24 protein-coding genes are annotated in these 20,673 nt (G+C 60.1%); 13 read left to right on the forward strand and 11 right to left on the reverse strand.

Going from position 1 to position 20,673, the window contains the following annotated elements:
• Positions 1-11: 11 nt before the first annotated feature.
• The gene (locus tag HBOR_RS02220) at positions 12-1,049 is read right to left on the reverse strand and encodes a lysylphosphatidylglycerol synthase transmembrane domain-containing protein (protein ID WP_006055369.1); all 1,038 of its coding nucleotides are present in this window, start codon (positions 1,047-1,049) and stop codon (positions 12-14) included.
• A 119-nt stretch (positions 1,050-1,168) separates the two neighbouring features.
• Between HBOR_RS02220 and thiL the strand changes: the two genes are divergently transcribed.
• The gene (gene thiL, locus HBOR_RS02225) at positions 1,169-2,047 is read left to right on the forward strand and encodes a thiamine-phosphate kinase (RefSeq protein WP_006055368.1); all 879 of its coding nucleotides are present in this window, start codon (positions 1,169-1,171) and stop codon (positions 2,045-2,047) included.
• A gap of 25 nt (positions 2,048-2,072) precedes the next feature.
• Here the strand turns inward: thiL and HBOR_RS02230 are convergent, their stop codons facing one another.
• From HBOR_RS02230 to HBOR_RS02240, 3 genes are all read right to left on the reverse strand, one after another.
• Entirely contained in the window at positions 2,073-3,212 is a 1,140-nt protein-coding gene (locus tag HBOR_RS02230) for a site-2 protease family protein (RefSeq protein ID WP_006055367.1), read from the reverse strand.
• Between the two features lie 223 nt (positions 3,213-3,435).
• On the reverse strand, positions 3,436-3,696 hold the full coding sequence (locus HBOR_RS02235) for a DUF7123 family protein (RefSeq protein ID WP_006055366.1): 261 nt from the start codon (positions 3,694-3,696) through the stop codon (positions 3,436-3,438).
• A 311-nt stretch (positions 3,697-4,007) separates the two neighbouring features.
• Complete coding sequence (locus HBOR_RS02240; protein ID WP_006055365.1) at positions 4,008-4,793, reverse strand: molybdopterin synthase; 786 nt, start codon at positions 4,791-4,793, stop codon at positions 4,008-4,010.
• Positions 4,794-4,916: 123 nt separating this feature from the next.
• Here HBOR_RS02240 and pyrH point away from each other — a divergent pair, with 123 nt between their 5' ends.
• Both pyrH and lysS read left to right on the forward strand, forming a co-directional pair.
• On the forward strand, positions 4,917-5,636 hold the full coding sequence (pyrH, locus tag HBOR_RS02245; protein ID WP_006055364.1) for a UMP kinase: 720 nt from the start codon (positions 4,917-4,919) through the stop codon (positions 5,634-5,636).
• Positions 5,637-7,286, forward strand: coding sequence for a lysine--tRNA ligase (lysS, locus tag HBOR_RS02250; protein ID WP_006055363.1), 1,650 nt, complete (start codon positions 5,637-5,639; stop codon positions 7,284-7,286).
• A gap of 80 nt (positions 7,287-7,366) precedes the next feature.
• On the opposite strand, the gene HBOR_RS02255 is transcribed toward lysS, so the two are convergent.
• On the reverse strand, positions 7,367-7,903 hold the full coding sequence (locus HBOR_RS02255) for an LURP-one-related/scramblase family protein (RefSeq protein ID WP_006055362.1): 537 nt from the start codon (positions 7,901-7,903) through the stop codon (positions 7,367-7,369).
• Positions 7,904-8,058: 155 nt separating this feature from the next.
• Between HBOR_RS02255 and HBOR_RS02260 the strand changes: the two genes are divergently transcribed.
• The 4 genes from HBOR_RS02260 to HBOR_RS02275 all read left to right on the forward strand — a co-directional run bounded on the left by HBOR_RS02260 (position 8,059) and on the right by HBOR_RS02275 (position 11,633).
• A complete protein-coding gene (locus tag HBOR_RS02260; RefSeq protein WP_006055361.1) occupies positions 8,059-8,334 on the forward strand; it encodes a hypothetical protein in 276 nt (91 codons plus the stop codon).
• Between the two features lie 87 nt (positions 8,335-8,421).
• Entirely contained in the window at positions 8,422-9,042 is a 621-nt protein-coding gene (locus HBOR_RS02265; RefSeq protein ID WP_241432360.1) for an ankyrin repeat domain-containing protein, read from the forward strand.
• Positions 9,043-9,296: 254 nt separating this feature from the next.
• Positions 9,297-9,593 (forward strand): colicin immunity domain-containing protein, encoded by a 297-nt coding sequence (locus HBOR_RS02270; RefSeq protein WP_241432359.1) that lies wholly within the window; start codon positions 9,297-9,299, stop codon positions 9,591-9,593.
• A gap of 201 nt (positions 9,594-9,794) precedes the next feature.
• The gene (locus tag HBOR_RS02275; protein ID WP_006055358.1) at positions 9,795-11,633 is read left to right on the forward strand and encodes a site-2 protease family protein; all 1,839 of its coding nucleotides are present in this window, start codon (positions 9,795-9,797) and stop codon (positions 11,631-11,633) included.
• On the opposite strand, the gene HBOR_RS02280 is transcribed toward HBOR_RS02275, so the two are convergent.
• Positions 11,634-12,158 carry a PadR family transcriptional regulator gene (locus HBOR_RS02280; protein WP_006055357.1) on the reverse strand — a complete coding sequence of 175 codons (525 nt, stop codon included), beginning with the start codon at positions 12,156-12,158 and terminating at the stop codon, positions 11,634-11,636. It lies immediately after the preceding gene.
• Between the two features lie 229 nt (positions 12,159-12,387).
• Here HBOR_RS02280 and HBOR_RS02285 point away from each other — a divergent pair, with 229 nt between their 5' ends.
• The gene (locus HBOR_RS02285) at positions 12,388-13,920 is read left to right on the forward strand and encodes a heme-binding protein (protein ID WP_006055356.1); all 1,533 of its coding nucleotides are present in this window, start codon (positions 12,388-12,390) and stop codon (positions 13,918-13,920) included.
• 138 nt (positions 13,921-14,058) lie between these two features.
• Here the strand turns inward: HBOR_RS02285 and HBOR_RS02290 are convergent, their stop codons facing one another.
• The 5 genes from HBOR_RS02290 to HBOR_RS02305 all read right to left on the reverse strand — a co-directional run bounded on the left by HBOR_RS02290 (position 14,059) and on the right by HBOR_RS02305 (position 17,168).
• A complete protein-coding gene (locus tag HBOR_RS02290; protein WP_006055355.1) occupies positions 14,059-14,547 on the reverse strand; it encodes an SHOCT domain-containing protein in 489 nt (162 codons plus the stop codon).
• Between the two features lie 41 nt (positions 14,548-14,588).
• Positions 14,589-15,374, reverse strand: coding sequence for a GHMP family kinase ATP-binding protein (locus HBOR_RS02295; RefSeq protein ID WP_013440451.1), 786 nt, complete (start codon positions 15,372-15,374; stop codon positions 14,589-14,591).
• 87 nt (positions 15,375-15,461) lie between these two features.
• Positions 15,462-15,863 (reverse strand): SHOCT domain-containing protein, encoded by a 402-nt coding sequence (locus HBOR_RS02300; protein ID WP_006055353.1) that lies wholly within the window; start codon positions 15,861-15,863, stop codon positions 15,462-15,464.
• A 53-nt stretch (positions 15,864-15,916) separates the two neighbouring features.
• Positions 15,917-16,087, reverse strand: a complete 171-nt coding sequence (locus HBOR_RS19850) for a hypothetical protein (protein WP_006055352.1) — start codon at positions 16,085-16,087, stop codon at positions 15,917-15,919.
• A 4-nt stretch (positions 16,088-16,091) separates the two neighbouring features.
• On the reverse strand, positions 16,092-17,168 hold the full coding sequence (locus HBOR_RS02305) for an aldo/keto reductase (RefSeq protein WP_006055351.1): 1,077 nt from the start codon (positions 17,166-17,168) through the stop codon (positions 16,092-16,094).
• A gap of 252 nt (positions 17,169-17,420) precedes the next feature.
• Between HBOR_RS02305 and HBOR_RS02310 the strand changes: the two genes are divergently transcribed.
• The 5 genes from HBOR_RS02310 (at position 17,421) to HBOR_RS02330 (ending at position 20,388) form a co-directional block, all read left to right on the forward strand.
• Positions 17,421-18,353 (forward strand): acyltransferase, encoded by a 933-nt coding sequence (locus HBOR_RS02310; RefSeq protein WP_006055350.1) that lies wholly within the window; start codon positions 17,421-17,423, stop codon positions 18,351-18,353.
• 94 nt (positions 18,354-18,447) lie between these two features.
• The gene (locus HBOR_RS02315) at positions 18,448-18,774 is read left to right on the forward strand and encodes a DUF7577 domain-containing protein (RefSeq protein ID WP_006055349.1); all 327 of its coding nucleotides are present in this window, start codon (positions 18,448-18,450) and stop codon (positions 18,772-18,774) included.
• Positions 18,775-18,883: 109 nt separating this feature from the next.
• Positions 18,884-19,072, forward strand: a complete 189-nt coding sequence (locus HBOR_RS02320) for a hypothetical protein (RefSeq protein ID WP_006055348.1) — start codon at positions 18,884-18,886, stop codon at positions 19,070-19,072.
• 25 nt (positions 19,073-19,097) lie between these two features.
• Positions 19,098-19,850 carry an Nmad3 family putative nucleotide modification protein gene (locus HBOR_RS02325; protein ID WP_006055347.1) on the forward strand — a complete coding sequence of 251 codons (753 nt, stop codon included), beginning with the start codon at positions 19,098-19,100 and terminating at the stop codon, positions 19,848-19,850.
• Between the two features lie 67 nt (positions 19,851-19,917).
• Entirely contained in the window at positions 19,918-20,388 is a 471-nt protein-coding gene (locus HBOR_RS02330) for a hypothetical protein (RefSeq protein ID WP_006055346.1), read from the forward strand.
• Positions 20,389-20,673 lie beyond the last annotated feature (285 nt).

Here is a 20,673-nt window from a genome sequence, read left to right on the forward strand (position 1 = left end):
TCGAGACCGTCTTACGACCTCGACCCACCGAGGCTTACCCACGCCATCACGCCGCCGCCGAGGAGTGTCGGCAGCCAGTACACCGCTCCACGGAAGATGACGATAGCTGCGACGGCGACAGACTTCGTGACGGAGGGTAACGGAACGGCCAGCAGGAGGACGACGAGGACGCTCTCGATACCGCCAGCACCACCGGGGAGCGGCGTCACACCCGCGATAGCGCCGATTGGAACGACGAGCATCGCGATCGAGAGCGGGACCTCGATACCGATGGCGCGGAAGGAGAGCCACAGACCGAGCATCTGACAGAACCAGCCGATAGCGGATCCCCCAAGTGCCAGTGCGAGTCCGCGCGGGTTCGTTGCGATCCGTTCGATAGCGCGGAAGAAGCCGTTGATGCGGCGTTCGATGCCGTCTTCGGTTGGGACTGGAACACGCGGTGCGTACCGTGCGACCGTTTGGATGAGCGGGACAAACGCCGAGACGACTCGGTCTTCGAGGCGGTAGCGGCGTTGCCACGCTACGTATCCCACAGATGGAACCACAACTGCGAGGGCGACGACGGCGACGAGTGCCAAAAGCAGGTTGCGGTTCGTTCCGAGTGTCACCTCGGTAGCGTAGTAGCCTGCCCCGACGAGGGCAATCGTTATCGAGGGGACGAAGTTCAGCGTGTCAACGCTGGCGATAGCCGCGAGGCTCGTCTCGTATTCGGCGTCTGATGCCTGCGAAATGAGGTAGGCGGTCACCGGTTCGCCGCCCGCCTGTCCGAACGGGGTAACGTTGTTCGAGAACATCGCGCCCGCGAAGATGAAGAATGCCTTCGGGAACGTCACGCTGACACCGAGAATGTCGAGAACCGTTTTGAGCGAGAAACTCCACGCCGCCAACCACACGAGCGTCACGAGAATGACCAGCCCCACAGGGGCGGCTTCGGCCTTCTGAAACGTATCGATCAACTCGTCAACGCCCGCAAAGTAAAACAGGAGGACGAACACCACAAACGCGCCGAGGAAACCAAGGGCTGTGGCGCGGAGGTTCTCGCGGGCCATGTCCCGCACGTTGGCCGTGGTCGCAATCAACCCATCGAAACCGCACCGCATCGTGCGAGTTGGTATCGTATATGGCCGTGGACGGCGAGTTTTTTGTCGGTCGGGTGGTGAGAAGGGACATGGACGAACGTTCGGCACTTCGCCTCCTCGCGGCGGACCTCCCCGACGCGGGTGACGATGCTGCCGTCGTGGACGGACTGGTGGTGACGACCGATATGCTCCACGAGTCCACCGACTTTCCGGCGGGAACGACGCGCTACACCGCCGGATGGCGTTCTGTTGCCGCTTCGCTCTCGGACGTGGCCGCAATGGGTGCCGACGCCACGGCCGCCGTTGCCGCCTACGGCGCGCCGTCACTGGAGGAATCTGAGTTACGCGACTTCGTTCGCGGCGCGCGCGAGGTGTGCGCGGCAGTTGGTGCCGAGTACGTCGGCGGCGACCTCGACACCCATGAAGAGTTTACCGTGGCGACGACCGCCCTCGGTGAGACCGATAATCCGCTGTTGCGGTCGGGAGCGACACCCGGAAACGTGGTTTGCGTCACGGGCGCTCTCGGCCGAAGCGCCGCTGCACTTCGTGCGTTCGAGGCAGGCGACTGTGACCGGGCGAACGACCTCTTTCGATTCACGCCGCGCGTCGCCGCCGGTGTTGCACTCCGGCCGTACGCAACCGCGATGATGGACTCCTCGGACGGTCTCGCCCGATCACTCCACCAGATTGCAGAGGCGTCCGACTGCGGGTTTGCGTTCGAGTGGGACGCGCTTCCGGTTCACGACGCCGTGACGGAGTACGCACGCGACACCGACGACGAACGCGCGATGGCCGCGTACTTCGGTGAGGATTTCGAACTCGTGTTCACGCTGCCCGCTGACGCGGTAGACACCGCACGAGACGCGCTTTCGATTCCGATCACTGTCGTTGGGCAGGTAACTGACGAACAAATCGTCGCGAACGGTGATCCAGTGCCCGATGAGGGGTATACCCACGCTGACGACTGATTCTTGGAGACGTACTGTGCGCCGCTCAGACAGTCATCATTTCGATGGGGACGAGCAGGAAACAGAGCGCGCCCAATGCGAACGTGAGGAGTCCGACCGCCATTCGCGCGGGTCCGATTGGAGCGTCGTCGATGGGGTCGGCTGGGCCGCGATAGGCGATAAATATCGAGAGAAAGCCCCAGAACGCCCAGATTCCGACGGATTCGTTAAACGAGTAGCCGAGACCGTAGTGGAGGTACGCCGCAAGTCCGAACAGTGCGATGGGGACGAACGCCGCAAGTCGTTCCTGTGCCTCGCCGAGCATTGCGCGGATGATATGGCCGCCGTCCAGTTGTCCAACGGGCAGGAGATTCAAGACGGTGAAGAACATTCCCACCCAGCCACCGATGATAACCGGGTGAGCGGTCGTCGTCGGATCCGGGTAGCTCGTCTGTTCACCGAGTATCGCGGCGATGAGATTCAAAAGCGGCGGGTTGTTGAAGATGATGACTTGTCCGCTCCCGCGAACCATCGACTCGGGGACGGTCATCGGCGGTAGCGAGAGGCCGACAGCAGTGACGACTATCGTCGCCGCGAGTCCTGCTAGCGGTCCGGCGACGCCGATATCGAACAACGCCTTCCGGTCGGGAATCTGCCCGCGCATCTGGATAATCGCTCCGAGCGTCCCGAACGGGACGATGAAGGGAATGAGATACGGTAGCGACACGTCTACACCGTGGTAGCGACTGAGCGCGTAGTGACCGAGTTCGTGTGTCGTCAGCACGCCGAGGACGGCGGCGGTGAACGGCCACGCTTGGAGAACAGTCGCTGGATTCGATAGAATCTCCGAACCCGGAACGTGATACCACGCGAGTGCGCCCACGATCATCGTCGAGAGAACCGTGGCGAAGAACAGTCCGAGATTTTTCCACGGGATGCCGTCGGTTCCGTTCGTCACTGGCCGTGCGACGATGATATCTTCACGGCCTGCGGGCGTCGTGGCGACTTGTATCTCGTACCCCGCCTGTCGGAACGAAGGCCACACCTCACGGACGAGCATCTGCTCCGGAACCAGCGACTCGCCGTAGTAGAGGATTCGCTCTCCATCGCGCCTCGTTTCATGGAGGCTGAAGACGGATTGAAGGGCTTCGATCGGCGGTATTTCAGCCGAATCGACTGGGTCCATCACAACGCCGTAGGGTACACTCGGCCATAAAACTCGTGTCGGATGTGAAAACGACTGGATGATGGGCGCGGGGGCCCGTTGGGCGGCACGCCGTCAGTGGGAAGTGGGGCGGCCTGTGGGGGAAGCGGTTCGTTTCGAGTGATACTCAAAACGAACGTCAGGGGCTATCTGCGGGCGTTTGTCAGGGCGGTGCAGATTTCAGGGCGTGCTTTCTGAGGGGGTTCTATGCGGAGGGTTCGACGCGCCACGTAGTCGCGCTCGTGTACGACCACTTCTCGATGGTGAGTTCGGTCGCGGAATCGCGGAGTTTCACCATCAGAGCGCCGATCTCTTTCGGCGAGAGTTCGACCTCGTCCGCGATGAACTTCGATTTGAAGTACATCTCGCCGTCCTGTGCCTTCTCTTGAAGGTACTGCTTCAGACGGTCTTCTTTCGAGAGCTCGTTCGCGGTGGGTTCTGTGGAGGGGTTTGCGGTTGCGCTCATCTGTGTCGCCTCGCTTCTCTCTATGCCGTTGGGGGAGAATATAAAGGGGTGAACGTTAGAGGGAATTCGACCGCTTTCAGCCGTAAATCAGTGAAAATGGTGTATTTTAAAACGCTATTAGAGAAGCTTAGATATTTTAAAAACTTCTCTAACGCTTTATTTCTAGAACTAAGATGTGTTATGATCGCCGGCAGTAAATCGACTGATTCCTCCTTTCAGCCCCTGTCATCATCACTTACTGAGACATTTTGAGCAACAAGTAGCCACGGCGCGGACCCTGTGTCTGTCGTCCGTCAGACGCGCTCGCAGAGTCAGTCCCGGTCGTGAACCCAGAAGTCTTCCTCGACCGTCGTCTCCTTTTTGAAAATCGGAACCTCGTCTTTCAGTCGGTCGATACCGTCTTCGACAGCGCGGAACGACTCGCGGCGGTGACCGGCGAGAACAACGACGAACACGATGTCTTCGCCGTCTTCGATGACCCCCGTTCGATGGAACATCGTCACTTCCTCGACACCATCGCGGGCGGCTATCTCCGACTCGATAGTCCGCATTTTCTCTTCTGCGACGCCGTCGTACTTCTCGAACGTCAACTGTGTCGTTCGCGCGTCATCGTCACCTTCCTTCGCGCGAACGCGCCCGGTGAACGTCGCTATCGCTCCGGCACGGTCTGCACGCGGCGACTGCTTGACTTGCTCGACCAGCGTCGAGAGCGTGACGTGCGGTTCGCTAGCCTCCATCGCGGCGACAATGTCGTCGGTGTCAAGTTCGTCACCGTCAGCTGCCTCGAGGACTGCGTTCGCGGCGTCGGCACCGCCGAGTGCGACGGTCGGAACTGTCGCTTCGGGAAACCTGGAAAGCAATGCGTAGTCGTGTCGGGTCGAGAGGTCGTCCAGCACCCGTTCGAGCGGTCTTTCGGTCCCGGACGCCCGCCACGAACTGTCGTCACCGAGTGTGTACGCCGTCTCGACGTCCGAGAGAGGCGTCGGCTCGTCGTTCCAGTCACCCGATTCGACCGTGGCGACGCGCCCGTCGAGATGTGGGATGATCCGTTCGAGTAGCGCCGTCGCCCCCGGACCGACGGCTCCGAGTACGTGCATACCCGAACAACCGGTGAGCGACGGGCTTTATACTGTCGGCTGGTCACATCGAGCGACAGTTCGGCTGAACGTCACGGTTGTGGTTGATAACCCTTAAGCCCGGTTCGCGGCAACGACGCTCCAATGAGAGTCGTCGTTTCTATCGGAGGGAGCGTACTCGCGCCGGACTTAGATGCACGTCGTGTAGAGGATCACGCAGATGTCATCGAACATCTTGCTCGTGAAGGCGTCGAACTCGGCGCTGTCGTCGGCGGCGGCGGCGTCGCCCGCGATTACATCACTGCGGCGCGTGACCTCGGCGCGAATGAAGTACAACTAGATCAAATCGGCATCGACGTGACGCGCATCAACGCGCGTCTGCTCATCGCTGCCCTTGGTCCCAAGGTGGACCCCAAAGTGGCGCACGACTACGAAGGGGCGGGTGACGCGATCCGCCGCGGCGATATTTCCGTCATGGGTGGCGTCATGCCCGGACAGACGACGGACGCTGTCGCCGCCGCTCTCGCGGAGTACGTGGATGCAGACCTGCTCATCTACGCGACGAGTGCGGATGGTGTGTTCGATGCCGACCCGAACGTCGATGACGACGCGACGCGGTACGAGGAGCTTTCGGCCTCCAAGCTCGTGGACGTGATCGCACCGATGAGCCGTGATGCCGGTGCCTCAGCACCCGTGGACCTGCTCGCCGCCAAACTTATCGAGCGCTCGCGCATGCGTACGATTGTACTCGATGGGACCGATCCCGAGAGCATCAAACAGGCAGCCCTGCACGGTGAGCACTCCGGTACCGACATTATCCCCGAAGGAACCGACGACGAACCGAGTTACTGGGCGCAACGATAGATGACCAACGACTCCGACTCCCCCGACGACGCACCTGACGCTGGCGAGACTGCACACCACGCCTTCTGGGCGGACAGCGTCGCTGACGATATCGAGGCGCGCGACCCCGACGAGCCAATTGTGATCAAAGGCGGCGTCTCGCCGTCCGGCGTTGCTCACCTCGGCAACTTCAACGAGATTATGCGCGGCTACTTCGTCGCCGAAGTGCTCCGCGAACGCGGTCACGAAGTCCGGCAGGTGTTCACCAGCGACGACAAAGACCCGCTCCGGAAACTCCCGCGCAAACTCGCTGACGCAGAGGGTAATATTGTCGGCCTCGGCGACGTAGACGCCGGTGCGCTCGGCCGCAACCTCGGAAAACCGTACACGGAGATTCCGGATCCGTTCGGCGAGGCTGACTCGTACGCGGCCCACTTTGCCGACCTACTGAAAGCCGATGCCGACAGACTCGGCGTCCCGGTCGAGATGGTGTCGAACACCGAGTTGTACGACGACGGGACGTTCGATCCCGTGGTCGAACGCGTCCTTTCGGACATCGACAACGCGCGGGACGTTCTCGGGAAGTACCAGCGCAAGGTAGACGAGGAGTACGTGCCGTTTAATCCGGTCTGCGAGGAGTGCGGCAAGATAACTGAGACCGTGACGGATATCGACCTCGATGCGAAGACGGTCGAGTACGCCTGTACCGACATGACTGTCGGCGACGAAACCATCGAGGGATGCGGCCACGAGGGAACCGCGACGTTCCGTCAAGGTAAGCTTCCGTGGCGGTTCGAGTGGCCCGGCCAGTGGCAGGTGCTGGGCGTAGACTTCGAACCGTTCGGTAAGGACCACGCCGAAGGGTCGTGGCCGTCCGGCAAGGACATCGCTGAGAACGTCCTCACCATCGAACCGCCGGTGCCGATGACGTACGAGTGGTTTACGCTCAACGGCGAAGCCCTCTCCTCGTCGGCGGGGAACATCGTCACCGTTCCCGAGATTCTCGAACTCCTCGAACCCGAAGTGCTGCGCTACTTCTTCGCGCTGAACCCGCGAAAGGCGCGCGACCTCGATCTCTCGCGTTTGGATCAACTCGTAGACGACTTCGACCGGTTCGAACGCGCGTACTTCGGTGACGTAGACGACGAGACGCTGACCGAGTTCGCAGAACGCGCGTATCCGTTCGTCGTAGACGAGGTGCGCGAAGACCGGGTTCGTTTCCCGTATACGTTCGCGGCGGTTCTCGGCATGACCGACGACCGCGAGGTACGCATCCAGATGGCGCGTAACGAAGGGCACATCATCGACGACACGCCCGAGTGGGCGGTCGAAGAAGCGCTCGAACGCGTCGAGAAAGCGCGTGCGTGGGCCGAGCGGATGGACAACGCGTACAACTACCGGCTACAGGTCGAGATGCCCGAAACCGACTTCGACGACGATGTGGTCGCGGCGTTGGACGACCTCGCGGACTTCGTGGATGCGGGCCACGACGGCGAGGAGATTCAAGGCGAGATATACGAAACTGCGCGGCGACACGATATCGAGGTCAGCGACCTGTTCGGCGCGGGCTACCGCCTGTTCTTCGACCAACCGCAGGGACCGCGTCTCGGCGAATTCCTCGGTGACCTTGACCGGACGTTCGTCGTCAAGCGACTGCGGCGCGAAGAGTAGGCGTACCGGGCGTCCGAGCACCGATTTGTTGGTTCATTTTATCCGCCGTTTCACCTCCGGAGGCTGAGTCGAGACTCCGCTCAGTTCTCCTCGATGGCATCGATAACGACCATCCCGACGACGGTCAGTCGCGGATCGATGTCGCCGCGGATGTCGATACTGTATGTGTCTCGGAACGAGAACGACTCGGACGCGCTACCCAGTTTCTCTCCGGAGGGCGAAATGATGTCGTAACTGAAGGGGACGAGTGTCGTGATGAGTCGTCTGGCGAGTGCCATCGGCACGTTGTCCTCCACGACGGTAGCGACCGTCTGTCCGTCCGGTCCGAGCAGTTTGTACTCGTGTTTAAAGAACGACATCGCGCTTCGTTTGACCGAACCGACGCGCTCGCCTGTCTGCGAATCAACGATATCGTAGGCGGCGGAGATATCGAGAACGCTGTCTGCTTTTACGCGAAATCGTTCGGCTCCCGTGTCTGGGTCGGTAAAGCTGAAATCCTCTTTCAGCCGGAATTTCTTCTGTTTCGACTCCAGAATCGCGGTGTCGTTCTCGTAGATTCGGTACGCGTTCCCAACGCGTATCTTCTGTCGGACCTCGTAGTGGCGTCCGTCGAACATGAGTCTTGTCTGGGTGTTCTCCGCTTTCGGGGATAGCGTTTGGGCTGTGCGGGCAGATTTATCAATCTCTCTCGCGTATTATTTCCCCTGCGTCGGACAATTTGGACGGCGAGCGAAACCGTCGCTTGGGTCTGCACGCCGACGCGGAGGTTACAATGCCACTCATCGAATTCAACTTCGGACGCGAACGCACCGACGATACCGCTGACACCGGCAAAGAGCAAGTCGAGATACCCATCGATGACGAGTCGTCGTCCAAGTCGTCTTCGACCGGACGCAAACTGCTCCGTACGACGGTCCTTCTGGCACTTGTCGCCGCCGCTGGCTATCTCCTCTATCGCCGCGCGACAGCGGCCGACGACTCGGAGTTCGCGGAAATAGTGTTCGAAGACGAGACGGCGGAGGCGGGAACCGAATCGACCGACGAGTGAGCGACGGCACGCACGTACTCCGCGGCGATCGCATCGTTCAGTACCTGATTCAAGCAAAACGCAAACGCTTGGTGCTATGTTTCGGCGGTGCCTGCTGAGAAGCTTCGAAATGATCGGATACCGAAGAAACAATTCCCCAGAGAATACAGGAACTCAGACGATTATCGCCCGGGAAACTGCCTGAAAACCGTAGTGGCAAGCACGAACGCGGGGCCGAGAATACAGCGAGTGATGCAGATGTCGAGCAATGATATATTCCACATAATCAGATGGGAAAACTATGATTCGTATCGAAAAACGATCGAAAGTGTCACACTTGGAGCGGTAGATGAGAGCGGAAATAACATGCTCCACGTTGCTGCATCACGTGGAAAGATAGACATTGGATCTGATCTGATAGAAAGAGGTATTTTCCTAAATAGGCAAGGGAAGGAGGGGAAAACGCCGCTCCATTACGCGTTGGAGATGGGCGACAATGAGATGGCAACGCTCCTGATTTCAGCGGGAGCAGATGTCACGGTTACCGATGATTATGGAAATCAACCGCTGTGGAGTGCCGTGATGAACGAGGAAGTTGACGACAACGTAATTCGACTACTCGTCCAACACGGCGCAGATCCAGTCAATCAGAACGAAGCTGGCAAGTCTCCCCTAGATGTCGCTCGTCGCCGAGAGGAAGAAACTCTCATTGAGATATTCACGGACTGACATCCTCCTGCTCTAGAAGACGTCCCGAGAAGTTAGAAGAGAGATTGGACAGAATCGATAGCTGAATCAAATATTGTGGAGTGTATTTTGAATGCGATTGCGATTCTGTCGTAAGCAGCCAGCAGTTCATTACTATAATCCGCAAACAAAAAACAACGTTATGATATATCCTGATGGAGAATTCTGGTCGGCATGGAAACTCAGCGGGGAGCAAGAAAAGCACCTGCTTACCACAGGAGATCTCTGAGAACAACATGGCTGAAAAAACAATAATTAAAAAATATATCAATCCCCTTCAAAGATACACTGAGGGAGAGATGTCCGCTTCAGAACTCTCCACGGGATACTTAGAAGAGTTCAAAAATGAATCTCAGGGATTTTCTGAAGAAACATACCAAATATTGCAGAATATGTTTAGAAAATCTGATGCATATTGTGAACCGGAGATACGAGAAGATGTGAGAGGGAGCATTGGTGAGCAGGAACTGCTGGAGGCAGCAACCCAGACTATCAAGAAGTTAGAAGAAAGATTAGAAAGAATCGATAGCTGAATCAAATATTGTGGAGTGTATTTTGATATGCGATTGCGATTCTGTCGTGGCGGGACCAATCAGCGAGACCAACACGGAGTCGATGGGTCCAACTCCTCGTTCACCCACTAAGCTGACATCTGCCTCATTCTACCACCACTCTGAACACTGCCCACGTCGATAACCCGAACGTCTTTCAGCGCTGCCCCCTTTCTTCCGACGATGAATACCCTCATATGGGTTCTCGTCGGTTTGCTGGCGTACTCTCTCGTCGCCCTCCTCTTGCGGCAGTACGGTCTGCTTCCTTCGTCGGTCCGACTCCAAGGACCGCTTGCGACCATTCATACCAAGCGGGGGCGCGACTTCATCGATTGGGTTGCCACACCGAAGCGCTTCTGGAGAGCGTGGACCAATTTCGGCCTCGGAATCACCCTCGTCATCATGGTGGGGATGTTCCTGTTCCTCTTTGTGCAGGGCATCTTCATCCTCCTGAACCCGCCTGCACCCTCTGTGGCTAACCAACCGCAGAACTTCCTCGTCATTCCGGGGGTCAACGATTTCCTCCCGCTGTCTGTCGCTCCCGAAATCGTCTTCGGCCTCCTCGTCGGCCTCGTCGTCCACGAGGGCGGTCACGGCATCCTCTGCCGCGTTGAAGACATCGAAATCGAGTCGATGGGGCTCGTCCTGTTCACGCTCCTCCCACTCGGCGCGTTCGTCGAACCGGACGAGGAGAGCCAACGGAACGCCGACCGAGGGGGCAAATCGCGGATGTTCGCCGCGGGCGTCACGAACAACTTCGCGGTCACTATCGTCGCGTTCGCCCTCCTGTTCGGTCCCGTTATCGCTTCGATTTCTGTCGCGCCCGGGATGGCTATTTCCGGAGCATACGACGGGTCGCCCGCCGCCACGGCCGATATCAGCCAAGGCGACAGAATCACTGCAGTCGCCGGGATGCCCGTGAACAACGAGACGACGCTCGATGCGGCGCTCTATTCGACGAGTGATCAGCGCGTTGAAGTCGAACTCAACGGCGGTGAGAGCGCTGCCGACCGGGAGAAACGGACTGTCTCGGTCGAACGGTCGCTCATCGTTGCCGGCACCGTCGCCGGTAACCCAGCAGGTCTCTCCGTGGGCGATGACGATTCAGCAGCATCACAGAACGACGACCCCATACGCGTCACACAGGTGAACGGCACCGCCGTCCACACGCAACGCGGCTTCTCGGAGGCTGTCGGTGACGGCCGGTTTGCCACCATCACTACTTCGCGCGGAACGGTAACGATCCCCGTCGGCGCGTATCTCACGCGCGTCTCCGCCGACGGTCCGCTGGGAAGCACCGGTGCGCCGACCGACGGGGGCGCAATTGTCACCGCCATCGGTGACGAACGCGTCACTTCGTCGGCCAGTCTCAGTCGGGTTATGGGTGACACGCAACCCGGCGAGACGGTCCCTGTCGAACTCTATCACGACGGAGCGTTCAAGACGTACGATGTGACTCTCGGAGAGAACCCCCGTGATAACGGTGGCTTCCTCGGAGTCAACCTGTTCCCCGGAACGAGCGGACTGCTGCTTACGGACTTCGGTGTGCAGTCGTACCCCGCAGGGACGTACGTCTCTCTTCTCGGGGGTGACGGCGGTCCCGACGCGCTCGGACTCTCGGGTGCCGTCGCCGACTCGCCGCTCAGCGCGGTCTACGTCGCGCTCATTCTCCCCCTCGCGTCGCTCGTCCTCGGGATTCCGAACTTCCCGGGCTTTACGGACAGCGTCGCTAACTTCTATGCAGTATCCGGACCGTTCGGATTCCTCGGATCGGGAGTGTTCCTCCTCGCCAACGTCTGCTTCTGGATGGCGTGGATAAACCTCCAACTCGGGCTGTTCAACTGTATCCCCGGCTATCCGCTTGACGGCGGCCGCATCCTGCGGACGAGCGTGGAGGCAGTCGTCTCTCGGCTCCCCGTTTCGGAACCGTACACTGTCGTCCGAACCATCACGACGGGTATCGGGGTGACGATGTTACTGTCGCTGCTCCTCTTGGTGTTCGGGCCGACGGTTCTCAACTAATCAGGAATCGTCGAACTCGACGCCTTCGCGCTCGTAGAACTCTGCTGGCGTCTCGTCGATACGCTCGAACGTTCCGAAGTCGCGTTCGTGATGACGAATGAGTTGCTCGATGATCCACGAACTGAACGTTTCATCGAAGCGCCACACGTCGTCTGGCGTCTCCACCTCGAACCGGTCGTCGGTAGCGAACGCGACGTAGACGTGGTAGAAACCGAGAATGATGTCCGCGAAATCGGCCGCCTTACCGCCGGACTCCCGGCGCTTCTCCGCGAGTTCCTCTCGACCGGAGTCGGTGAGTTCGAAGTACTTGCGGTCGGATTCTGTCTCGCGTTCGATTCGGGTGGCCCAACCTTTGTCCTCGAACTTGTAGAGGATCGGATAGACAGATCCGTACGAGGGTTCCCAGTGGCCGCCACTGATGTCGTTTATCTCCTTTAGTATCTCGTATCCGTATCGAGGTTTCTCGTCGAGGAGTTCGAGCACGAGGTACGAGATGAGTCCCTTTGGGGGGCCACTCTTCCGCATCGGGCGGAAGTTCCGACGCTCTCTGTGAAAGGGTTTCGGTCGTCGCGGGAATTTCCGGTCTCGCTATCGTGGTATCTGAACGTCGTCGCTTCCGATTTCACAAATCGACCTGTGAATCGACCACATTCTGTGCGTCAACCACATTCCCGTCCCGGTTCGGGAGGTACGCGCGTCGTATCCACGGTGCCGACTCGCAACTCCCATACGGGAGAAACCCTAATCGGAGGACATGACAGATGCCCCACCGACCGACGAGGGCTGGTTCGCCCTACACGACTTCCGCACTGTGGACTGGGACGCGTGGCGCGACGCGCCCGAACACGAACGGAACCGCGCCGTCGGCGAGGGTGTCGAGTATCTCCGCACCCACGAGGCCGTCGAGGATGCAGAAGACGGAACGTCTGCCGTCTTCTCTATCCTCGGGCACAAGGCGGACTTGCTCGTCATCCACTTCCGCCCGACGCTAGACGCGCTCTCGCGTGCGGAACGGCAGTTCGAGCGAACTGCGCTCGCTGCGTACACCGAACAGGCAACCTCGTACGTTTCGGTTACCGAGGTGTCCGGATACGTTTCTCAGGATTACTTCGAGGAGGGCGAGGACGCCGACGTAGACGAGGGGCTTCGCCGCTACATCGAAGGAAAACTCGAACCCGACGTGCCGGACGACCAGTACGTCGCATTCTACCCCATGTCGAAACGCCGCGGCGAGAAGTACAACTGGTACGACCTCTCGTTCGAGGAACGCGCCGAGATGATGTCTGTCCACGGCGATACCGGCCGCGAGTACGCCGGGAAGATAAAGCAGGTCATCGCCTCGTCCGTCGGATTCGACGACTTCGAGTGGGGCGTGACGCTGTTCTCCGAGGACCCCACGGAGATCAAGAACATCGTCTACGACATGCGGTTCGACGATGTCTCCTCGAAGTACGGCGAGTTCGGCCAGTTCTACATCGGACGTCGGTTCCCACCTGCGGACTTGGGTGCGTACCTCGACGGCGAGTCGGTTCCGACGAGCGAACACGAGACGGCGCACGAACACGGCGCCCACGGCGAGGCTCACGGCCACGCGCACGGTGACTCTCCGCACGGCGGCAGCGACCACGGCGGGGCACACGGCGGCGGTGGCGGTCACGCACACGGCGACTCTCCGCACGGCGAATCCGACGAGGACGACGCCTCCGGCGACATCCGCGGCGAACTCGAAGATCTGAACATCTACGCAGGTCAGCCCCACGGCGAGGACGTGTACGCGACGGTTCTCTACTCAGAGGCCGACTCCGACGAGTTGTTCGAGGAAGTCGAGGGTCTGCGCGGCAACTTCGACCACTACGGCACGCACGTCAAGACGGCTGTCTACGAGGCCAAAGAACGCGGACGGTCGGCCGTCGTCTCTATCTGGGACACGCAGTCGGCGGCGGAGACGGCCGCCGGGTTCCTCTCGGAACTTCCGGGTATCGTCTCACGCGCCGGTGAGGAGTCTGGATTCGGGACGATGGGAATGTTCTACACGGTCAAATCCGAGCACCGCGAGGATTTCGTCGAGAAGTTCGACACCGTCGGTGACGTACTCGCCGATACCGACGGCCACCAGGAGACCGACCTGATGGTCAACATCGAAGACGAAGACGACATGTTCATCGCCAGTCAGTGGAACGCACAGGAGGACGCGATGGAGTTCTTCCGCTCGGACGCCTTCCGCGACACCGTCCAGTGGGGCCGCGACATCCTCGCGGACCGACCACGCCACGTCTTCCTCGCGTAGTCCCCGCACGACCTTGCTGACGTTTTTTCGCCCGGCCGGTCGTTGATTCTACTAGTCTCGACTTCGGCTTTCTGCCACCGCCGGATTGCGGCACCTCGGACGGAACCTGAGAGCTCCTCGAACGGATATAAGAGTACGTTACTGGCCCGCCTCGTTGTGATCAAGTACTCGGGTCCGCGCTCGGTCACTTTTGTCCCCGGTGAGATCCTCTGTTTGCAAGAGAGCGTCCAACCTGCGTTCGAACTCTTCGTCGCCGATTTCTCCGGCGGCATAGCGTTCACGCAGGCGCGCGATGGCAGTTTCATCCTCTGTCGGTTCGTACGACGCAGACTCCTGCCCCTGCGTCGCCGTGCGACGCCGCGACGTCTCACGATGCGCCGCACGGTGGCTGTCTGTCGTCTTGCTCTCTTCGTCCCCGGAAGGACCGGTGAGCCTGTGAACGGCGTACGACAGCAACATCACCGTTGGAGTGACGGTGAGAAACGTCGATACGGGATCACTAGCGCTGTTGAAACTGAGCAGGACCATCCAGAGTCCGACGACGAGGCCGGTCAGCGGTGGACTGTTCCAGACGGCGCGGGCGTTGACGGAAAGCCATCTCCCGATGCGTTCGAGAAGAGTGGTCATACGCAGATATCCGACAGCGAAATGAAAGTTATTTTCGGTTGTCAGCGTACGTGAGCGCCGTCGTTCGTGATGCGCGTCGATTCGTCGAGGACACCCTCGACGCCAGTCGCCAGCACCGTTTCACCGACCATCGCCATCGTTGCCGCTCCATCGTTATCGAGCACGCGCTCGACGGTCTGTTCGACGGACTGCGTCGGGAGCTCTGTCCGTTTCGCGAACGCCCACGACGCGTTGAACCACGCTTGCAACGAGTCACCGGGGTGGAACGTCGAAAGCGCCTCAGTACCGGCGTCGGCCACTTTCGTTATCGCTCCCTCGTCTCTGAGAACGTCCTGTGTCGCGATTCCGCCCGTCGAAGTGTATTCGATGCGGTCATCTCTTTCCGTTCGGTCTCGGCCGTCGCCGGTGTTCCAGACGAGTCCGCCTTGCTCCTGTACGAACACGTCCCCGAGTCCGGTACCGGCGGCGACTTCGGCGCGATGTGCCGCAGTCAGAACGTCTTCGCGGGAAAGTTCGAGATCGAAAACGTCGGCGGCGGCGAGCGCAGTTGCGAGGGTGGCCGCGCCACTCGCACCGAATCCGCATCCGACCGGGATGTCGGCCTCCAGTGAGACGTCGGCGGTGACGCCGATTGAGTCGAGGACGCCCGCGACCGGTTCGAAGCTGGTGACGGTACCGTCGAGTCGGATAACTGTCTCGTCGGTCGGTTTGACGGTGGCGTGAACGCCGTCTTCGACGGCGAAACTGACGCCCAACGAACCCTCTTCGGGATCCGATTGCGGCACGAAGACAGTGGTGACGCTCCCGGGTGCGTACGCAGTCGTCATACTGTTGTCATCGGTGGCCACGCCTCTAAGGATTGTCGAGACAGAGAACGGATTTTCGTACGGATTTCGATTGTCGGCGACGCCGTCTCAGGACGACTTTTCCCGGACGAACTCCGCTTCTGCGGTGTCATCGTCTTGGGTTCGGAGCAGTTGCTCGACTCGGCGTTCGAACTCTGCCTCGTCTATTTTTCCCTCGGCATAGCGTTCGCGGAGACGACCGAGAGCATCGTCATGCTGGTCTGCATTTGCTCGGCGTGGCGAGTCGAGTTGATTCGCTTCGGTCATAGCTCTCGTGAAGTCGGTCAGACGGACGTACGGGAGCGTGAGCAATGCAGTGATGATGAAGGTCCCGACGAAACCTGCGACGGGATGCTCACCGTTGATGAGTGCAATGAGAGAAACAACGCCGGCGACGACGGCGGAGAACGTCCACGGCCGCGTGCGGATGAACTCGTCGAAGTCGAACCCGTCGGTGGAGGGCGAAGACATATTAGATAGTTATCAAGTACTGTAAAAAAGTTCGATAACGCGGGGTACGGCGTCTACGCGTCTCGTGACCGACGGTAACCGAGAAGACCGAACACGCCAGTCAAGAGCGTCAGGAGGTCCCACGGAGACGCGTCGATGTCGCGCTTCTTGGCGTCGCGGCGGATCCACGCGGCGAGTGTGAGGTGGGCAACGGCAGTCAGGCCGACGAACGTCGTGCGCTTCACGGCGTTAGTCTGCGGAGTTGCGCGGGCCGGCCGAGGCCTTTTTGTCGATGCCTGCGGCGTCGATGTCGTCGCCGCCGACTGACGAGCGAAGTTCGTCCATCCCGTCGTCGCAGTCGATTCCGAAGTTGTCCTCGTAGAGGTCGCTCACGCGCGTCATTTCCTCCTCGGAGAGTTTCGGGACGTCGCTGGCGGCGGCCCACTCGGTGATGTCTTCTTTCGTGTGGAACGTCGGCGTCACCGACGCGACGGCGTCGTGGCTCAGAAGGTAGGCGATGGCGGCTTGTCCCATCGTACGTTCGCCGTCTCGCTCCAAGAACCGAAGCGTCTCTAGTTTCTCCCAGCCCGTCTCGTACCACGCGTCGGGGCGGAATCCGCGGTGGTCGTCAAGGTCGTGGCCCGTCTCGGGCGTCACCTGTTCGTTCAGGAGGCCCGAAGAGTGCGGCACGCGCGGGATGAGACTCGTCGGCGACCCCGTGCGCTCGACGGTGTCGAGGAAGTGGTTGCCGACTTCCTGCTCGAACATGTTCCAGACGAGTTGCAGCGAGTCGAACTCCTCTTCGATGGCCATGTCGCCCTCGGCCAACCAACCGATGGAGGGACCGAGTGCCCAACCGATTGCGTCTACGAGGCCTTCCTCACGGAGTTCGTCGAGTGCTTCGAGAACGTCCTCGTCAACCTCGTCAACGTTCGCGTTGTGGAGTTGGAGTACTTCGACGTGGTCTACGCCGAGGCGTTCGAGACTCTTCTCCGTCGCGGAGCGAACCCACTCGCCCGTCATCTCTTTCGGTAGTTCGCCGTGGCCCGCCTGCGGGTTGTTGTAGAAGTCGTAGCCGACTTTCGTGGCGAGAGTGACTTCGTCGCGGTAGTCTGCGATAGCCTCACCGATCACTTTCTCGCTTTCGCCGTGGCCGTACACGTCGCCGGTGTCGAAGTAGGTGATTCCCTCCTCGATAGCGTGATGGATCATCTCGATGGAGTCGTCCTTCGTGCGGTCTCCCCACCAGTCGGTGCCGACAACCCACGCGCCGAACCCGACTTCGCTGACTTCGACGTCAGAGTTACCCAGCGTCCGATAGTTCATGTCCCGGGATTAGGAGTCGGGTCACTTAGCCCGAACGGTTCAGTAGTCGAAATTTCAACTACCAAGGCGTCAGCTATCTTCTCGTCTTGTTCTTCGTCATCTTCCAGAGTATCCGACGAACGTCCTGTTCCGGTGTGAAAGCAGGTTTCCCGGTCGTCGTCAGTTGGACGTTCTGCCCTCGCTATCCAGACGGTCCACCGGTCGCTGCACACAACCGAACGGATTAGTTCGCTGGGAACAAATCCGTCGTTAATGACGAAAGTCCACGTCTCTCTCCCTTCGGAGGCGGAACGGAACGTACAGGCGTTCATCGATGAGGTGGACGAACGACTCTCCTCCGAAGAAGACACGTGCGAGGTCGTCACGGAAACGCTCGTTGACCTTCACGGCGACCGGGAGGCGTACGAACGATGGCAGGCGGGCGCGGATCTCTCGCCGGCCGAACGTGTCCGTCTACAGGGGTACAACCCGTGCAACGCGACGCTGGAGTCGGAGTACTACGCCGAGAAAGACGAATCGAAGTTCACGCGCTCGAAAAATCTCCAGTGGCTCTGGCGGCAGTTCGACGCGACGCCGATGGCAGACAACATCCACTTCGCGCTTCGATTCCGGCAGATGCTCGCAGACCACCTGTTCGAGGAGTGTGGAGACAACTGCCGGTTTTTCAAGGGGATCACGTTCACCTACGGTCACAACATCTCTATCGGGGACAACACTGTCGTCCACGACGGCGTTCACCTTGACGACCGAGGGAAACTCACTATCGGGGACCGCGTCTCTCTCTCCGACGGCGTTCACCTCTACAGTCACGACCACGATATCGTAGACCAAACCGACGTCCGGAACTACCACACTATCGTCGAAGACAACGCTCGTATCACCTACGACGCGATGGTTCGTGCCGGTATCCGAATCGGCGCTAACAGCGTCGTCGGTGCGCGGTCAGTCGTACAGGGAGACGTCCCCGATCATCATATCGTCGTCGGAACACCGGCGAAAAGCATCCGCGTCAAACCCGGGTGGGAGTCCGTGGCCGCCCCCGTCGAAGACCGCCTCGTCAATCGGCAGGACGAACGCGAGATTACGTACGACCTCCCGGACGGTCTCGATACGTTCGACGAGTTCGGACGCGCACTCACGCCACCGGATACACCCGACGCCCCGAATCCCGAATCACACGACTAACGCTGATTCTGTCACTGTTTGTCGCTGTCGTCGCTGTTCGTCGTTTCTCTCCGGCCCCCGAACCGTAAAGTGTCTTGGTAACCTATAGCATAGTATGGAGGCGTGGGGTTGGATCGTCGTCTACGCAATCGGGCTCACGATACTCCAGTTACTGGTGTATCGGTACCTCCTGAACAACGGCGGAGAGGTCGGGTACGACGGGGTCGTCGGGGACTCGGACGACCGCCCTGACGGGCCAGTCGCACACGGAGGCGAACGCGGTAGCATCGGACGATCACCGCGTCTCGTCGCGTCACCGAACGCTCCTGCCAACGAGCGGGACGACCAATCGACCGGACGATACTGTCCGCATTGCGGCTCGGAGAACGAACCGGACCATACGTTCGACCGGTGTTGGAACTGCGCGAATCGACTCGTGTAACCCGTCACACCGGCCGGACGTTGCGTCCTCATAGCTGCCGGTGCCGTTTTTCCGTTGGGTATCCTGCTCTATCAGCAGATTTTTTGACAGTGTATTGTTGTTCTCATCCATGGAACTCGCCGGACGCTCGATCAGAGAGCGCGTGATGCAGACACTCGTCGTGTTCGTTGTTTTCTTCGCGTACGACTACTTGCAGAACGCGGTCGATTGGAGTTACCTTTTCGCGGCGACAGCTCTCTTCTTCGTGATGATGCTCGTTATCGACGGTCTCTCGGAACGACTCAAAAGTCGTAGCTAAGTCACTGTCGCCACTATTCGGAACTGTGACTCGCGCTCTCGCTATCAACGTCGCCGCCAACACCAATTTGCCCGGTGTTCGCGGTCCCGTCTACCCGGATGGAACGTTCGCCTATGTCCCCATTCCTGAACGCAAACCGACCCGACCGGATGCGACGGTTCCAACGTACGCTGACATCGACCCACCAGTCGAGATTCCCGCTGACGCCCGCGACGCGCCCGTCCATCTGGACCCCGAGTTCGCCGGCTATCCGTTCTGTGACCGCTACACGTACGGCGACGAACACGGTGTGAAGGCCGGTCCGCTCTCGGATCTCGATGCTGGCGATTGGCTGTTTTTCTATGCGACGCTGGATCTGCACGAGGCGACCGGCAATGGGGACACAGTCGACGCAGACGACGGCACGAACTATCTCGCACCGGATTGGGGGACGTACCTCATCGGCGGTTTCGAAGTCGATATCGCCGTCACGGGTTCGGAGTACGAGTCGCTTCCGGCGCCCGAGCGCGCTCGATTCGCCACTAACGCGCACGTCAAGCGCGAGTCGTTCGACGCGGCGGTGCTCGTCGCCGGAACCGACCGGTCGCGCCTGTTCGACCGCGTGGTGCCGCTCTCGACGCGCGAAGCGGGCGCGGACGCGAACCGCATCGTTACCGACCTCTCGAACGACTCCGGGAAGGGTCCGTGGTGGCGGCGCGTCCTTCGGTTTGACGCCAAGGCGACCGATGAACTGCTTCGCGTGATCGAATCGCGCGAGTTCGATCCGTATCTCGGATGACGCCTCGTCCGAAGTCGTGACTATCTCGGAAACGAACGCTTTTCACCCGCGCCGAGTAGTCGAACGCATGGATAGTGGGGTTTTAACGCTCTCTCGCCGCCGTCTTCTTGCCGCGAGTACGGCCGGTGTAGCCGCCCTTGCGGGATGTGGGGGAACGAACGCGCGGAACAGTGATTCGAACGACGCCGCCAGTCTCGGTTACGTCCGGGTAGTGAATCGGGACGACACGGCACACACGGCCCACGTGTTGGTCGAACGCGACGACGAGGTCGTATTCTGGTCGTCCTACGACCTCCCGGCCGTTGGGGACGACACGCCTACTGTCACCGTCGAGGGGCCGTGGGCCGACGCTTCGACTCCCGCGGCATACGAGGTGTACTTCCGAATCGACGAACAGAACGACTGGAAGACGTTCAGCACGGCGGAGAGCGACCTCGACTGCTACGGGCTCGAAGCGCGCGTGAACGACGACGCGGGGCTCGGTCTCTGGGTCGAGCACCAACCCGACGAGTGCGGGACGCCGACGGCGACGGAGTAGCAGGGTTCGCCGGAGAGACGGGCAACTACGGGACGTTATCGACAGAAATGAGCTGACCGGGGGTTCACCGAGCAAATCGAGGTGAACATCGGTCGGCAAACGACTATAAGGAGTGCGCCGACCGGGAATCGAACCGGAGCCAGACGTTCCGGCTCGCTTCACTCGCGGGCTGCGACTGGCAGGGTTCGATTCCCTGCGTATTTCGTCTCACTTCGTTCGACAGAAATGAGCTGACCGGGGGTTCACCGAGCAAATCGAGGTGAACATCGGTCGGCAAACGACTAT

The sequence above is a fragment of the Halogeometricum borinquense DSM 11551 genome, from assembly GCF_000172995.2.
In the GTDB taxonomy this organism is placed as follows: domain Archaea; phylum Halobacteriota; class Halobacteria; order Halobacteriales; family Haloferacaceae; genus Halogeometricum; species Halogeometricum borinquense.

Excerpts from the sequence above, each read along its gene's own strand:
- HBOR_RS02220 (WP_006055369.1), bottom strand. The coding sequence starts at position 1,049 with ATGGCCCGCGAGAACCTCCGCGCCACAGCCCTTGGTTTCCTCGGCGCG.
- HBOR_RS02300 (WP_006055353.1), bottom strand. The coding sequence starts at position 15,863 with ATGTCTTCGCCCTCCACCGACGGGTTCGACTTCGACGAGTTCATCCGC.
- pyrH (WP_006055364.1), top strand. The coding sequence starts at position 4,917 with ATGAGAGTCGTCGTTTCTATCGGAGGGAGCGTACTCGCGCCGGACTTA.
- HBOR_RS02320 (WP_006055348.1), top strand. The coding sequence starts at position 18,884 with ATGGAACTCGCCGGACGCTCGATCAGAGAGCGCGTGATGCAGACACTC.
- thiL (WP_006055368.1), top strand. The coding sequence starts at position 1,169 with ATGGACGAACGTTCGGCACTTCGCCTCCTCGCGGCGGACCTCCCCGAC.
- HBOR_RS02235 (WP_006055366.1), bottom strand. The coding sequence starts at position 3,696 with ATGAGCGCAACCGCAAACCCCTCCACAGAACCCACCGCGAACGAGCTC.
- HBOR_RS02280 (WP_006055357.1), bottom strand. The coding sequence starts at position 12,158 with ATGCGGAAGAGTGGCCCCCCAAAGGGACTCATCTCGTACCTCGTGCTC.
- HBOR_RS02330 (WP_006055346.1), top strand. The coding sequence starts at position 19,918 with ATGGATAGTGGGGTTTTAACGCTCTCTCGCCGCCGTCTTCTTGCCGCG.
- HBOR_RS02275 (WP_006055358.1), top strand. The coding sequence starts at position 9,795 with ATGAATACCCTCATATGGGTTCTCGTCGGTTTGCTGGCGTACTCTCTC.
- HBOR_RS02240 (WP_006055365.1), bottom strand. The coding sequence starts at position 4,793 with ATGCACGTACTCGGAGCCGTCGGTCCGGGGGCGACGGCGCTACTCGAA.
- HBOR_RS02255 (WP_006055362.1), bottom strand. The coding sequence starts at position 7,903 with ATGTTCGACGGACGCCACTACGAGGTCCGACAGAAGATACGCGTTGGG.
- HBOR_RS02285 (WP_006055356.1), top strand. The coding sequence starts at position 12,388 with ATGACAGATGCCCCACCGACCGACGAGGGCTGGTTCGCCCTACACGAC.
- HBOR_RS02260 (WP_006055361.1), top strand. The coding sequence starts at position 8,059 with ATGCCACTCATCGAATTCAACTTCGGACGCGAACGCACCGACGATACC.
- HBOR_RS02270 (WP_241432359.1), top strand. The coding sequence starts at position 9,297 with ATGGCTGAAAAAACAATAATTAAAAAATATATCAATCCCCTTCAAAGA.
- lysS (WP_006055363.1), top strand. The coding sequence starts at position 5,637 with ATGACCAACGACTCCGACTCCCCCGACGACGCACCTGACGCTGGCGAG.
- HBOR_RS02295 (WP_013440451.1), bottom strand. The coding sequence starts at position 15,374 with ATGACGACTGCGTACGCACCCGGGAGCGTCACCACTGTCTTCGTGCCG.
- HBOR_RS02305 (WP_006055351.1), bottom strand. The coding sequence starts at position 17,168 with ATGAACTATCGGACGCTGGGTAACTCTGACGTCGAAGTCAGCGAAGTC.
- HBOR_RS02310 (WP_006055350.1), top strand. The coding sequence starts at position 17,421 with ATGACGAAAGTCCACGTCTCTCTCCCTTCGGAGGCGGAACGGAACGTA.
- HBOR_RS02315 (WP_006055349.1), top strand. The coding sequence starts at position 18,448 with ATGGAGGCGTGGGGTTGGATCGTCGTCTACGCAATCGGGCTCACGATA.
- HBOR_RS02290 (WP_006055355.1), bottom strand. The coding sequence starts at position 14,547 with ATGACCACTCTTCTCGAACGCATCGGGAGATGGCTTTCCGTCAACGCC.
- HBOR_RS02230 (WP_006055367.1), bottom strand. The coding sequence starts at position 3,212 with ATGGACCCAGTCGATTCGGCTGAAATACCGCCGATCGAAGCCCTTCAA.